This is a genomic window from Microbispora sp. CA-102843 (genome assembly GCF_050936215.1).
Lineage (GTDB): Bacteria > Actinomycetota > Actinomycetes > Streptosporangiales > Streptosporangiaceae > Microbispora.
The window spans coordinates 1,999,542-2,013,358 of sequence record NZ_JBNJNF010000001.1 but is presented as its reverse complement, the minus strand read 5'-3'; the positions used below and the strand labels follow the sequence as shown (position 1 = coordinate 2,013,358).

The following is a 13,817-nucleotide window of genomic DNA, read 5'->3' as shown; positions in this document are numbered from 1 at the left end:
AGGCGCTCTAGCCGGTGTTGTCCCTGAGGGCGATGTCGTGGAGCTTGCGTACCGCCCAGGCCTCGAACTCCCGGCCCGCGCTTCTGGCGGCGGCGTTCCACTGTTCCAGTTGCTCCGAGGTGGGCGCCAGCTCCAGGCGCCTGGGCTCGCGATCGGTGTCCGATTCGTCTGCGGGGCCGGGGGGGTCCACGGACTCGGGCGGTTGCCCGCCCAGGGCGTCCGCGGCTTCGGGCTGCTGCTCGGCCATGGCGTCCGCCGCCCGCTCGCGCAGGCTCGACCGCACCTCGCTGCGCAGGTGGTTCCTGGACCAGCCGAGCTCCTCGGCCTTGCGCAGCCAGAAGTCCTGCTCGGCCTCGCCGAGCGCGGCCACTTCCGCGTGATGGCCGAAGCTGAGGGTGTCCCGCCGGCGGGACACCGGGAAACGGCGGGCGACCCAGGCGTAGTTGCGCAGCGTCTGGTATTCGAGCGCGATCTCGTCGAGCGCGGTGCGGTACCGGCCGCTGTAGGCGCTTTCGCCGTACACCAGCCAGTCGCCCAGGCACCAGGCGGAGGCCATGTGCATATCGGCGAGCCGCGCCCCGATCCTGGCCCATTCTTCGAACGGCAGGGAACGCGGGAGTTCGAGGCCGGACCGTGGCATGGAAAGGTTCGCTTCACTATTCTTGGAGCGTGCCCGGATATCGGATCGCCGCTGAGGCGGCGCCGTTCTTTCCGGCTTGGAGAACCCGGCTGCTGACATATCTGCCTCGCCCGGTGAGATGGGTCCTGAAGGGGACTTGGCATACGCTAGATGAACACTAACTAACGTGTCGATGAACAGCAATGCCCGTGCCGTCGCGCTGGCCAGACGATCAAGATTCGTTCAGCTCGGAGACGCCTTATCCAGGAGGCCCGGAGCAATCGAGGCCCGGAGTAATCGAGGCCCGAGTGCGACCGGTGGCGCGACAATAATGCCGGCTGGCGCGCCATTGATTGCCACCCGACCAATAGCCGTGATGTAGTGACCGCATTATCCTTTCTCGCAGAGGAGAAGGACCATGACCTCGCAGGGCGGCATTGACAGGGAACTGAAATTCGAGCTTTCCTGTCTGCGTCCGGAACTGATTCGGAGTATGGATAGCGCGGCGTGCAGGCGGCTCGCCGGAGACATCCGTGAATTCCTGATCGAACACGTCTCGGTGACCGGCGGCCATCTGGGCGCCAACCTCGGGACGGTGGAGCTGACCCTGGCGATCCATCGGGCCTTCGACTCGCCCACGGAGGCCATCGTCTTCGACATTGGCCACCAGGCGTACACCCACAAGATCCTCACCGGCCGAGGCGGGGGCTTCCCCGGGCTACGGACGAGAGCCGGCCTGTCGGGGTTCCCCTCCCGCGCGGAGTCGCCGCACGACGTGCTTGAGAACAGCCACGCCTCGACCGGTCCCGCCTGGGCGCTCGGCATCGCGCTCATCCGCGGGACCAGGACCGTCGTCGTCCTGGGCGACGGCGCGCTGACCGGAGGCGCGGCCTTCGAGGCGCTCAATGCCATCGGGATGCGGCAGCTCCCGATCGTCATCGCCTACAACGACAACGGCCGCTCCTACGCGCCGACCATGAGCCGGCTGACCCTCGGCGAGCCGTGGAGTCGCGGTGGGGGCGAGCGGTACGCGGCCAACCACGCCGCGCAGTTCTTCGCCTCGCTCGGCTACGACTACATCGGGCCCGTGGACGGGCACGACCTGGACGAGCTGGACGATGCCTTCGCCAAGGCCGCCGCCGCCGCCGGGCCGGTCGTCGTGCACGCGAACACGCAGAAAGGGTATGGCTGGGCCGACGCGGAGCGTGACGAGATCGCGCGGCGACACCAGGTCGGCGGCGCCTTCGCCGCGGCGGCGCGGCCGCAGTGGGGGCTTCCGCTCTCGATCAGTGAGGGGAGCTGGGGCGACGCCCTGGGACGCGCCGTGTGCGACCTCGGCGCCGCCGACCCGCGCGTCCACTTGATCACCGCCGCCATGCCGGACATGTTGGGCCTGCTCGAGTTCAAGCACCGCTTCCCCGACCGCTTCCACGACGTCGGCATCAGCGAGCAGCTGGCCGTTGGGCTGGCCGCCGGCCTGGCCGGCGAGGGCTGCCGGCCAATCTTTCCCGTGTTCGCCACCTTCCTCACCCGCGGCCTCGACCAGGTCATCAACGACGTCGCCCTGCACGACCTGCCGGTGACGTTCGTGCTCGACCGGGCCGGCGTGTCCGGTGGCGACGGCCCTTCCTCGCACGGCATCTACGACGTGGGCCTCCTGCGCATGGTGCCCGGGCTGGAGATCCACGCGCCGACCGGCGCCGGTCAGCTCGCGTCGGTGCTCCAGCGTGCCGTCGCCCGAGCCTCGGGCCCCACGGCCGTGCGCTACGGCAAGTGGCCGCCGCTCGCCGACCCCGTCACGGAGACCGGGGCCCCGGCGGTGCTGCGGCGCAGAGGCGGCGACCTGTGCCTGCTCGCGCACGGGGCGATGGTCCAGGAGGCGATGTCGGCGGCGGCGGCGCTGGAAGCACGGCACCACGTCTCCAGCACCGTCTGGGAGGTCGTACGACTGCGCCCGGCGGTCGAAGAGGTCCTGGCCGACGCGGCACGGCATCGGGTGATCATGACGGTCGAGGACCTCGTCGAAGGCTCGGGCCTCTACCCCGACCTGCTGGTCCACCTGGCCGACACGGCCTGGCCACGCCCGGCCACCGCGCAGATGGCGCTCGCGCCCGACTTCTTTCCCTGGGGTGTGCGCGAAGACCTGCTGGCCGAGTTCGGCCTGAGCACGAGCGCGATAGTGCGCCGGGCCGAGGGGCTGCTGGGACTGGGCACGCGCCGCCGATGACCGCGACGCGCACCGTCTACCAGGAAAGGGGAATCCGGACTCCCGCCACACCGAGAGCGCCGGGCTGAACGATGGAATATCGCCGACTCGGCCGTAGCGGCCTGCACGTGAGCGAGATCGCCTATGGGAACTGGCTCACCCACGCCTCCCAGATCGAGGAGGACATCGCCCTGTCCTGCGTCGCGGCGGCGCTTGAGGCGGGCATCACCACCTTCGACACCGCCGACATGTACGCCGACACCCTGGCCGAGCGCCTGCTCGGCAAGGCGCTGCGCGGCGTCCGCCGCGAATCGCTGGAAATCTCCACGAAGGTCTTCTGGCCGACCGGCCCGGGCCCGAACGACCGCGGCCTGTCCCGCAAGCACATCATGGAGTCGGCGCACGCCTCCCTGCGGCGACTGGGCGTCGACTACATCGACCTCTACCAGGCACACCGCTTCGACCACGCGACCCCGTTGGAGGAGACACTGCGCGCCTTCGACGACCTGGTGAGGCAAGGGAAGGTGCTGTACGTCGGGGTGTCGGAGTGGCGCGCCGAACAGATCGCCGCCGCGCTGCGGATCGCCGACGACATGGGGCTCGACCGCATCGTCTCCAACCAGCCGCAATACAACATGATCTGGCGGGTGATCGAGACGGAGGTCATCCCCCTCTGCCGGCGCGAGGGCCTGGGGCAGATCGTCTACTCGCCGATCGCGCAGGGCGCGCTGAGCGGCAAGTACCTTCCCGGCGCTGACCGTCTCCCCGGGACGCGCGCCACCGACCGGTACGGCGCTCGCTTCATCGCCAACTTCCTGGAGAGCGACATCCTCGCCAGGGTCCAGCGGATGAAACCGCTGGCGGCCGAGGCCGGCCTGACGATGGCTCAGCTCGCGCTGGCCTGGACGCTTCGAGACCCGGCGGTCTCCTCGGCGATCATCGGCGCGTCCCGGCCCGAGCAGGTCAAGGAGAACGCGGGGGCGGCCGGCGTCCGGCTGGACGAGACGCTGATCGCGCGGATCGACGAGATCCTGGGCGACCAGATCGTGCTCGATCCCGCCTTCACCCCGGCCTCCAGCACACACAGCACCGTCGCCGCGCGGGCGGTTCTCGACCGCGCCGCGCCCGGCCGCTGAGGGACCGCCCGCCAGGGGCCGAGACTTCCGCGCGCACCGAGGAGGGAAGAGGAGGGAACATGGCGAGCCTCACGTTCGTCTGCCTGGAGACGACCGAGTTCTTCACCCGGGAACTGGCCAGGGTGGCGGCGGTGGAGAGGGATCAGCTGTTGCTGGTCACCGCTGGGCCCCCGCCGCTGGAGGGATTCCCGTCACTGGTGACCGACGCACGCGCCGACCCGGCCGGGACGGCCGCCGCGATCCGCGCGCGGTGCGCGGAGGCGCCGGTCGCGGCGGTGCTGACCGAGCGTGAAGTGTTCCTGGAGACCGCCGCGGAGCTCACCGAGCTGCTGGGAGTGGCGGGCAATCCGCCGGAGGTCGTCCGCGCGGCGCGGGACAAGGCCCGGATGAAGGAGATCTGGTCCGCAGCCGGGGTGCGGACGCCGGCGGGCCGCTCTTTCCGCTCACGCGCGGAGCTCGCCCCTGAGACGCTCACCTATCCGGTGGTCGTCAAACCCGCGCGCGGCTTCGCGAGCTGCGGGGTGCGCCGGGTGGACTCTCCCGCCGAGCTGCTGGAGCAGACGAAGAAGATCGCCTTGATCAACGCGACCCTGGTCGCACGGGAGAGCGACCAGGACGCCGGCCTCCTCGTCGAGGAGTGCCTGGACGGCGAGGAGTACTCGGTCGACACCGTCTGGTTCGACGGCGAACCGGTCTGCGAGTTCCTGCTCTCGCGGGGGCACCCGGGGCTGCTGGCCGGGCCGTACTATCCCGACCGCCTCTACCTGCTGCAGCAGTCGCTGCCCGAGGAGCGCCGCCGCGAGGTCAGCGCGCTGGCGCGCGACGCGGTCCGCGCGCTCGGGATCCGCTCCGGAGCCAGCCACACGGAGGTGCGGCTGCGCGGCGGGGTCCCGTACGTGCTGGAGTCCTCGGCACGGCCGGGCGCGGGCGGCGTCTTCTACGAGCTCGTACGGCGGGCGCACGAAGTGGACTTCACCCGCGCCCTGTACCTGAGCCTGGTCTGCAGCGATCGGGCGGAGCTCGACGCGCGGCTCGGGCTGGTGCGGTGGCGCCAGGTGCCGGAAGGGGCCAGCTACTTCTGGTACAACCTGCCCTACCGCGGCGCCGGCTTGATCGAGGAGATAGCCGGGGCCGAGGAGCTGGAACGGCGCGAAGACGTGCTGTTCTGCGTGTGGCACAAGCGGCCGGGCGGCTACCTGCACGCCTACAACGATCTCAACCCGGACTACTTCTGCACCGTCGTCGGCCGCCACACGGCCGCTCAGGGCGGGCCGCCGCTGGAGGAGCTCGTCGCCTCGTACGACAGGCTGATCGACGTCGGCTACCGGTGACGCTCGATGAAGCCCTTCAGCCGCTCCAGGGTGGCGATCTCGTCGAGGTGGAACCGCTCGTAGTCGATGTCGATGCCGTAGGCGGACTCAATGTTGATGACGAGTCCCATCGTCTTCATCGAGTCGACCCCGAGGTGGAGCAGCGGGCGGTTCTTGCACGCCTCGTAGTCCTCGATGATCGCCAGGACCTCCTTTTCAGGAAGGAGGCCGCCGAGCGCCGTGCCCACCCACTCATTCCCCATTTCGCTCCCCTTCGTAGTCCTGCCGACAGTCGGAAACGATAAGCAGTGCCCACGTTCAGCGGCAAGTCACGCATATTTCCACGCTGTCCCGCCGGCGGGACGATGTCGTGATCCTTGCCTCACGCGCTCGGCGCGCGCTTTGATGCGAGAAGTGTCCAGCCGAAGTGCATCGGAATCCATGAGGTGAAAGATGGGCGGAAACGCACTGCGGGCCGCTGCGGCGACTTACGAACTGCCCGACGAGCTGCTCGCTCGGGCGATGTGGTATCTCTGCAACGAACGCCAGATTTTCCACAGATACTGCGTGCTGCGCGAATCCCCGGCTTTTCCGCTGTTCTTCATGGATCGCTGCTACGACTGGCAGTTCGAGAGCACAGGGGAGCAGCCGATCATCAGCCGCTACAACGGCTTCATGGAGATCGTCTGCCGCGAGTCGATGGTGGAGCGGAGCGTCGATCCCGCCCGGCTCGCCGACGAGCTCGGGCAGGTCACAGCCGCGGGCGGGCACGTCTCCCTGCTGATGGCCTACGTGCACGAGGACGGTACCCACTACACCTCTCCGTGGCTGGTGGAGGCGGTCGGCGACGGCGTGGTCTACTGCACCAGAACAGGTTCCGAGCACAACAGCTTCCGCCGGCCGATACCGTACGAGGAGATCGCCGCGAAGGTCGCGCTCGACGCCGACGGGTTCGCCTCCATCACCGAGGTGCGCCCTTCGCCGACCCTGGACCGCATTCTCGCCGCGAGCCCGCTGGAGTCCTTCCGCCAGATATTCGACGCATTCGGACTCCGTTGGTACGACCACCGGCTCCATCGGTACGTCACCCCTGTGGTGGTGAGTGCTGAGGCAATTGACAAGCTCATCGAACAATGGCAGCTGAGAACTGAGGAACTGGTCGCTTCGGGTACGGTGAAGATGTTCGACCAGCTACGACTCAACAAACATCTGCAGAACAGGTTCCAACCCACTCAGCAGGCCATGCGCTTCATCTCGGAAGCGCCGGACATCCGCGCCGCGATCGGCCCGGAACTCAACAGGGAGGCCAAGGAGAATTACGCGCGTATGGACGACGCGCTGGCCGACATCATGAAATACAGCAGCCTGTTCGTGCAGCGGCCGAGCCGGAGCAACATGGATCTCTACCTGAAATACCTGCGCCGGCTGCGCGAGGTGGTCGCCGACTACCAGCGGATGGTTCTCGGCATCCAGCTCGCCATCGCGGGCTGACCACGGCCGATGGCCTTCTACTGCCCCGCCAACTCAAGGGACGCCGGCCAGCGCGCGGAGATGGACCGGCTGGAGCGCGTCGGCGTGTGCCTGTTCTGCCAGGAGCACCTCCCCCCGGAACGCGTCCTGTGGCGTACCGCGTGGTGGAGCGTCACGGAGAACGCTTACCCGTACACGGGGGCGAGACTGCACTTCCTGCTGATCCCCACCGTGCACGCGGCCGAGCTCCTGGACCTTCCCGGAGCGGCCCGCGACGACCTGTGGACCGTGCTGCAATGGGTGCGCGACAGCTACGAGCTGGACTTCTACGGGCTGGGCCTGCGCTCGGGGAACTGCGCCTACACCGGCGGCACCATCGAGCACCTGCACCTCCACGTTCTCGTCGGCGACGTGGGCGACCCGCAGCACGAACCGGTCCAGCTGAAGCTGAGCTCCCGCCCGGACGGACCCGCCGAGAAGACGGAGGCACGCGCATGAACCGCACGCTGGTGTGTGTGGGGACGACGGAGCACTACACGCGCAGGCTGGCCGAGGTGGCCGCGGGCGAGGGCGACCGGCTGCTACTCGTCACGCACGTCAGGTCGCTGGACGCCGTCGACTCGCTGCTCCTGGACGTGCAGCCCGACCCCGACGCGGCGGCCGCAGCCGTCCTGGCCCGCTGCGGCGAGCGGCCGGTGTCGGCCGTCCTCACCGACCAGGAGCTGTTCGTGGTCCCGGCCGCGATCCTGGCCGCCGGGCTCGGCGTGGCGGCCGACCCGCGCGAGGCGGCGGACGCGGCGCGCGACAAGGCGCGCATGAAGGAGCTGTGGCAGGCCGCCGGCGTCGCCACTCCGACGGGACGCAGATTCGGCTCCCAGCGGGAGCTGGCGTATGCCCGCTTCGACTATCCGGTGGTCGTCAAGCCCGTCGCAGGGTTCGGCAGTTGCGGCGTGCGCCGCGTCGGTGACGAGCGGGAGCTGGCCGAGCAGGTGCGCAAGATCTCCCTCATCAACGCCACCACCCTGGCCGGGAGCGGCAGCACTGGCTTCCTGGTGGAGCAGTGCCTGTCGGGTCCTGAGTACTGCGTGGACACCGTCTGGGTCGACGGCCGTCCCGTCCTCGACTGCGTGCTCGCGCGCGCCGCCGACCGCGATTCGTCCGGCCCGTACTACCCGGACCGGGTCTACACCCTCGGCGACGCCGTCCCGGGCGAGGTCCGGGCGGCCGTCCTCGACCTGGCGCACCGTGCCATTAGAGCCCTGGGCATCTCTCGAGGGCCCACGCACACGGAGGTCAAGTTCGACGGCGGGACACCGTACGTGCTGGAGGCCGCGGCCCGGCCGGGCGCCGGCGGGGCCTTCTACGAGCTGGCGCGCCAGGCGTACGGCACCGACATGCTGCGGGCCGTGTACCTCAGTCTGGTGTGCGGGAGCGGCGCGGAGTTCGACCGCAGGTGGGGGCGGCCGGCCCCGCAGCCGGTCGAGGAGGGGGTCACCTACTTCTGGTACAACCTCCCGTACGAGGGGTCCGGCCTCATCGCCTCCCTCACCGGCCTCGACGCGCTCCGGGCGCGCCCGGAGGTGCTGCTCGCCACCTGCTACAGCGGCCCCGGCGACTACGTGGACCCCGACGACCTGAATGCCTTCTACCTCTGCACCGTCATGGGCCGCCACGCTGCCGAGCCGGGGAGCCCTGACCTTGAGGCGCTGCTGAAAGCCTACGACGACCTGGTGGAGGTGGTCTTCTGAGATGGACCACCTGGATCCGGACCCGCAGCGGCCGAGAGACAGGACGATGACGACGGCACCTTCCCTCCGACCGCGGATGACGGCGGCGCTGCGCCACCGCGACTTCGCCCTGCTGTGGAGCGGCCAGCTCATCTCCCTGGTAGGCGACGGCGTCTTCACCGTCGCCCTCCCCCTGGAGGTCCTGCACCAGACGGGCAGCCCGCTGGCGCTCAGCGTCGTGGTCGCGGCCCGCACCCTGCCGACCGTCCTGCTCCTGCTGGTGGGCGGGGCGCTGGTCGACCGACTGTCCCGTCGTTCGGTGATGCTGACCAGCGACCTCTGCTGCGCCGTCGCGGTCGGGCTGGTCGCGCTGCTGATGGCGCTGGGCAGCGCGCGGTTGTGGGAGCTGGTCGTCCTGTCGGCCTTCTTCGGTACGACGAGCGCCTTTTTCAGACCGGCCTCCTCGGCGATCGTCGCCGAACTGCTGCCGCCGCACCTGCTGGTCTCGGCGGGCGCGCTCGCCTCGCTCAGCCAGTCCGTCGCCAAGTACCTCGTCGGGCCGCTGGCCGGAGGCGTTCTCGTCACGGCCATCGGCAACACCTGGGCGTTCGGGCTCAACGCGGCCAGCTTCGCGCTGAGCGCGGTCTGCCTGGCCTTCGTCCGGCGCACCGACCGTCCGAGCGCATCGTCGAACTCACTGCTCGGCGAGATCCGGGACGGGCTGCGCTACTGCCGGTCGGAGCCGTGGCTGTGGTGGAGCATCGTCTGCGTGGGGCCGGCGAACATCGTCTGCTTCGCCTCGCTCCCCGTCATGATCCCGCTGTTCGCCCAGGACGTTCTGAGCCAAGGCGCGATCGCGCTCGGCGTGTTGTTCGCCGCGAGCGGCGCCGGAGGCGCCCTGGCCTCGGGGGCGGCGGGACGGTGGCCGCCGCGCCGGCGGATGACCGCGATCTGGACCGCATGGGCGGGCGTGGGCGCCGCCGCCGCCGGACTGGCCCTGTCGCCGTGGTTGTGGCTGGCCGCCCTGTTCACGGCGGCGGCCTGGTTCGGCCTGAGCTACGGCAACATCCTGTGGTACTCGCTCATGCAGCGCGAAGTGCCGTCCGCACTGCTGGGCCGTGTGGCCTCCGTGGACTGGTCGCTCTCGATGGGCCTCACCCCGCTGGGCGTGATCGTCGGCGGCCTGGCAATCGACGCGATCGGCGTGCGCTCGACGATGATCGTGGGCGGCCTGCTGGCGGCCTGCACGGTCTGTGTTCTGTTCGTCCCCGGGGTCAGGGCGCGCGACCGGGCAGAGGAGGCCGTCGCGGACGTGCGGTGAGCCGCCGTCCCCGCCGTGCCGCGTGGGCGGCACGGCGCAACCGGATCCCAGGAAGGGAGCGACCATATGGGCGCGGACGACGATCGGCGTGAGCGGGATCAGGCGGAGGCGGGCCCCGGCGGGGTGACGCCCGAGCAGGCAGCGATGCTGGGTCAGGGCGCCGAGGGCCACTTCGCCGTACCGTATCTGCTGTTCAGCGCGTTGATCGACGGGCCGCTGCGGGTGCCGAGGCTCGCGGCTGTCCTGCGGGAGCTGGCGGCCCGGCATCCCGCGCTGCGCACCTCGTTCGAGCTGGACGAGCGGGGCGGGTGGCGGCGGCGGGTGGGCGAGAGGTGGACGCCGCCGCTGCGTGAGAGCACCGTGGCGGCGGCCGGGGCCGATCGGGTCGCCGCGGCCCAGGCCGTCCTGGCGGCGGCGGGCCCGCGCTGCCTCGGCGGGCGGCCCGTCGGGTTCTTCCTGATGTCCGATCCTTCCGGGTCGGCGCACGTGCTGAGCCTGCTGGCCCACCCGGCGCTCCTAGACGTCTGGAGCGTCGGGATGCTGTGGCGCGAACTCGTCGGCCGATACGGCGGAGCCGTACTCGACTACCCGCCGGACGCCGGGCCGGATGCGGTCGTCGCGCGTTGGGTGGCGCTGGAGGAGGCGGGACGGATCGAGGAACTCGCCCACGAGCAGGCGCGACGACTGGCGGGCGCACCGGACGTCGTCGAGTTCCGTCCGGGCGAGCCCGTGGAGGAGGCCGGGCGGCCCGCGCACGACCTGAACGCCGCCCGCCTGGCCTTCCGGCTGTCACCCGACGCCGTCGCCGCCTGCGGCGATCTGTCGGACGCCCTCGCCATCTCCAGGGACGCCGTCCTGGCCGGAGCGTGGGCCCTGGTGCTCGCCCGCCGATGCGGTGCGGACGACCTGCTGCTCGAAGTGGCGGTCACCGGGCGATCGCCGCATCCACAGGTCGTCGGGCAGTGCGGCGGTACGATCCCCGTCCGCTGCCGCCCGGACGGCGCCTCAGGCGCGGCGGAGTACCTGCGGCGCATGGCGGACCTGCTGGCGGAGGCGGAGCGCTGCTCCGACGTGACCTCGGCCAGGCTCGGCGGCCTGCCGCGGACCGACGGCGACAGGAGCCGCCCGCGCCTGCCGTTCGCCTTCGAGGCGCACGACGGGCTGGTTCCCGAGCGGTTGTCGGCGGGCGGGCTGACCTTCGAGATCGTAGAGGGCGAGTCCGGCGGCAGCCCGTGGGACGCCAAGCTGTCGGTGCGGCGATGGGGGCCGGACAACCGCGTCGTGCTGGAATACTCGCCGGCCGTTCTGGGGCCTGAGGAAGCGGCGTGGCTGGCGGAAGGGGTGGAGGCCGCGCTGCTCGACCTGGCTGCGCGGCGCGACCGTCCCCTGGCCGAGGTGAGCACCGTCTCGGCCGGCCAGAAGCGGCTGCTCGACGCGTGGGGGCGCGGCGCAGCCGTACGCGCGGAATCGACTCTGTGGGGCCTGATCAGCCGCCGGGCAGCGCTCGGCGGGCACGAGCCGGCGGTGTGGACGGACGGGGAGGAACTCACCTACGCGGAACTGGTCGAGCGCGCGGAAGGGCTCGCCGGGCGGCTGCACGCGGCCGGGGTCGGCCGTGGCGATCACGTGCTGATCGACCTGCCGCGCGGAACGGCTGAGATCGTCGGCGTTCTGGCCACCGTACGGCTGGGCGCGGTCTACGTGGGCGTCGACCGTCACGCGCCTCCGGCGCAGTGCCGCGACCTCGTGCGGCGGCTCGCCCCCCGCGCGCTGCTGGTCAGCGGCACGCACCCCGCCGCCATGCGGCCGCACGTAGGCGCGGAGTGCGCGGTCGTCGACGCCACCGTGCCGGTCCCGGGCGGCGGAGTGCGTCTGCCGGAGCCGCTCGGCGATCCGGAGAGCCCGGTGTACGTCTCCTTCACCTCCGGATCGACAGGCCGGCCCAAGGGCGTCCGCGTCCCACAGCGCGGAATCGTGCGGCTCGTCGCGGAAACCGATTACGTTCGCGGCGGACCGGGCGAGCGCTTCCTGCGGCTGAGCCCGCTGGCCTTCGACGCGTCCACCCTGGAGATCTTCGCGCCGCTCACCAGTGGCGCCTGCCTGCACGTGTTCACCCCCGAATCGGTCATCCCCGGTGCGCTGGCCCGCTTCGTCGCCCGGCAGGACATCACCGTTCTGTGGTTGACGGCCGGACTGTTCCGGCTGGTGGCCGAGCACTACCCTGCGGCCTTCGCCGGCGTCCGCCAGGTGCTGACCGGAGGTGACGTCGTCCCCGTCGAGCAGGTCCGCGCCCTGGTCGCGCACCATCCGGGCCTGCGGGTCACCAACGGGTACGGGCCTACCGAGAGCACGACGTTCACCACTGTCCACCACGTGGACTCGCTCGCCGACATCGCGGAGCCGCTGCCCATCGGGCGGCCCATCCAGGGCACCGAGGTGCTGGTCGCCGATGGCGACGGCACCGTCCTGCCCCCCGGAGCGACCGGCGAGCTGTGGATCGGCGGGCAGGGGCTAGCCCTGGACTACCTCGGTGACGAGGCGGCCACCGGCGCCGCGTTCGTCAGGATCGGCGGGCGGATGATGTACCGGACCGGAGACCTCGTCCGCTGGGACGAACTAGGCCGGCTGCGCTTCCTGGGGCGGCGCGACCGCCAGGTGAAGATCGCCGGGCATCGCGTGGAGCCGGTGGCCGTCGAGCGCGTGCTGCGCGAGCATCCCGCTGTCGCGGACGTGGTGGTCGTGGTGGACGACTCGCCCGGCTTCGGCAAGCGGCTCCTGGCGGGAGTGGTGGCCTCCGAGGTGTCGGAGGAGGAGCTACGGGAGTTCGCCGGCCAGCGCCTTGCCCGCTACGCCGTGCCCACGGCGTGGGCCTTCGTCGAGGCGGTGCCGCTTACCCGCAACGGGAAGGTGGACGTGGCAGCGTTACGCGCGGGCCGCTGAGGTGCGGCCGACGCGACGGACAAGCCGATCACGCTGCCGACGGACCAGGCTGACCAGAATCGCACGTCGGTCGTCGTGCACCAGGTCGGAGCGAACATCAGCAGGGCAAGAGGTTGGCGGGCACGAGTTCGTACTCGCCGCGCATGATCCGGTGTTGATCGTCCCGCCATGGCCCAGGACAAGCAGAGCAGACCGGGCCATGGGGTCAAGGTCGTTCGTTCAGTGGGGCGCTCCACCTTGCCCCCCCTGGCCCCGGCCCGCTCCCCTGACGGGTGGGACGATGGCGACGGGACGATCAGGAGACGTGCCGTCAGCGACGGCTGAAAGCGCTGATCATTTGCACCGTGAGGCGAACCATCATCATGGTGAGCTGAAACATCAGCCTCATGAATTCACCGGTAGGCCAATGATCGTCACGTAGCGTCACATGCGGCAAGAGGTGCCGCTCTGACCTGGCATGATCTGGATTGTCTAGATCTTGATCCTGCAGGAGAACGGCACCTCGGAAGTGAAGCGTACGACACCCGCCGGGTTGCGGCGGAAGATCAAGCGTGTTAGGGAACAGCGCTGCCGCCGAAAACTGGAAAAGCGCACGTCAGCGTGGTCGACCGGGCTGGAGATCACCGACGGCGCCACCGGGCTGGTTCCCGCGGCCGGTGTCCCTCTGCTCCGGCTGTTCGCCGAGGAGTCCGGCGTACGCGGCCGCGTCTCCACGGCGCTGCTCGTGCCCGGGTTCCACCCCGGGCATGACCGTGGGCAGGTCCTGGTCGATGTCGCGATCGGCCTGGGGGCACGGGTACGCCACGGAGGCGGCGCTCCCGTGGTGCAGTACGGCTTCGACAAGCTCGGGTTGACCGAGATCTTGGCGGTGACCACGAAGACGAACGTGCGCTCGCAGGCCGTGATGCGCCGGATCGGCATGACCACGGACCCTGCTAAGGACTTCGACGACCCCGAGGTGGACGACGGTCCGCTGCGCCGGTGCGTGCTGTACCGCAAGCGCGCGGATCCTCAGCGGCCGAGGCAGACCTGACGCTCGTTCCTCACCCGGGCTCACCCGAGTAACGTGGCCGATCACCGCGTGCCAT

Annotated in this window: 11 protein-coding genes; 9 read left to right on the top strand and 2 right to left on the bottom strand. The window is 70.5% G+C overall.

Annotated features, from left to right (window positions below; translation table 11 throughout):
• Positions 1-7: 7 nt before the first annotated feature.
• On the bottom strand, positions 8-640 hold the full coding sequence (locus ACQEVJ_RS09400) for an LmbU family transcriptional regulator (RefSeq protein WP_433099238.1): 633 nt from the start codon (positions 638-640) through the stop codon (positions 8-10).
• A gap of 397 nt (positions 641-1,037) precedes the next feature.
• Here ACQEVJ_RS09400 and ACQEVJ_RS09395 point away from each other — a divergent pair, with 397 nt between their 5' ends.
• From ACQEVJ_RS09395 to ACQEVJ_RS09385, 3 genes are all read left to right on the top strand, one after another.
• The gene (locus ACQEVJ_RS09395) at positions 1,038-2,846 is read left to right on the top strand and encodes a 1-deoxy-D-xylulose-5-phosphate synthase (RefSeq protein WP_433099236.1); all 1,809 of its coding nucleotides are present in this window, start codon (positions 1,038-1,040) and stop codon (positions 2,844-2,846) included.
• A gap of 71 nt (positions 2,847-2,917) precedes the next feature.
• On the top strand, positions 2,918-3,961 hold the full coding sequence (locus ACQEVJ_RS09390; protein ID WP_433099234.1) for an aldo/keto reductase family protein: 1,044 nt from the start codon (positions 2,918-2,920) through the stop codon (positions 3,959-3,961).
• 59 nt (positions 3,962-4,020) lie between these two features.
• On the top strand, positions 4,021-5,292 hold the full coding sequence (locus tag ACQEVJ_RS09385) for an ATP-grasp domain-containing protein (protein WP_433099232.1): 1,272 nt from the start codon (positions 4,021-4,023) through the stop codon (positions 5,290-5,292).
• Here the strand turns inward: ACQEVJ_RS09385 and ACQEVJ_RS09380 are convergent.
• Positions 5,283-5,534 (bottom strand): acyl carrier protein, encoded by a 252-nt coding sequence (locus tag ACQEVJ_RS09380; RefSeq protein WP_433099230.1) that lies wholly within the window; start codon positions 5,532-5,534, stop codon positions 5,283-5,285. The two genes, ACQEVJ_RS09385 and ACQEVJ_RS09380, sit on opposite strands and share 10 nt — an antisense overlap.
• 190 nt (positions 5,535-5,724) lie before the next feature.
• Here ACQEVJ_RS09380 and ACQEVJ_RS09375 point away from each other — a divergent pair, with 190 nt between their 5' ends.
• From ACQEVJ_RS09375 to ACQEVJ_RS09350, 6 genes are all read left to right on the top strand, one after another.
• Positions 5,725-6,762: a hypothetical protein gene (locus tag ACQEVJ_RS09375; protein ID WP_433099228.1), complete on the top strand. Its 1,038-nt coding sequence runs from the start codon at positions 5,725-5,727 to the stop codon at positions 6,760-6,762.
• A gap of 9 nt (positions 6,763-6,771) precedes the next feature.
• Complete coding sequence (locus ACQEVJ_RS09370) at positions 6,772-7,239, top strand: HIT family protein (protein WP_433099226.1); 468 nt, start codon at positions 6,772-6,774, stop codon at positions 7,237-7,239.
• The gene (locus ACQEVJ_RS09365) at positions 7,236-8,489 is read left to right on the top strand and encodes an ATP-grasp domain-containing protein (protein WP_433099224.1); all 1,254 of its coding nucleotides are present in this window, start codon (positions 7,236-7,238) and stop codon (positions 8,487-8,489) included. The genes ACQEVJ_RS09370 and ACQEVJ_RS09365 overlap by 4 nt, the downstream gene beginning before the upstream one ends.
• A gap of 1 nt (position 8,490) precedes the next feature.
• A complete protein-coding gene (locus ACQEVJ_RS09360; protein ID WP_433099222.1) occupies positions 8,491-9,789 on the top strand; it encodes an MFS transporter in 1,299 nt (432 codons plus the stop codon).
• A 66-nt stretch (positions 9,790-9,855) separates the two neighbouring features.
• On the top strand, positions 9,856-12,729 hold the full coding sequence (locus tag ACQEVJ_RS09355) for an amino acid adenylation domain-containing protein (RefSeq protein ID WP_433099220.1): 2,874 nt from the start codon (positions 9,856-9,858) through the stop codon (positions 12,727-12,729).
• A 478-nt stretch (positions 12,730-13,207) separates the two neighbouring features.
• Complete coding sequence (locus ACQEVJ_RS09350) at positions 13,208-13,762, top strand: GNAT family N-acetyltransferase (RefSeq protein ID WP_433099218.1); 555 nt, start codon at positions 13,208-13,210, stop codon at positions 13,760-13,762.
• Positions 13,763-13,817: the final 55 nt, after the last annotated feature.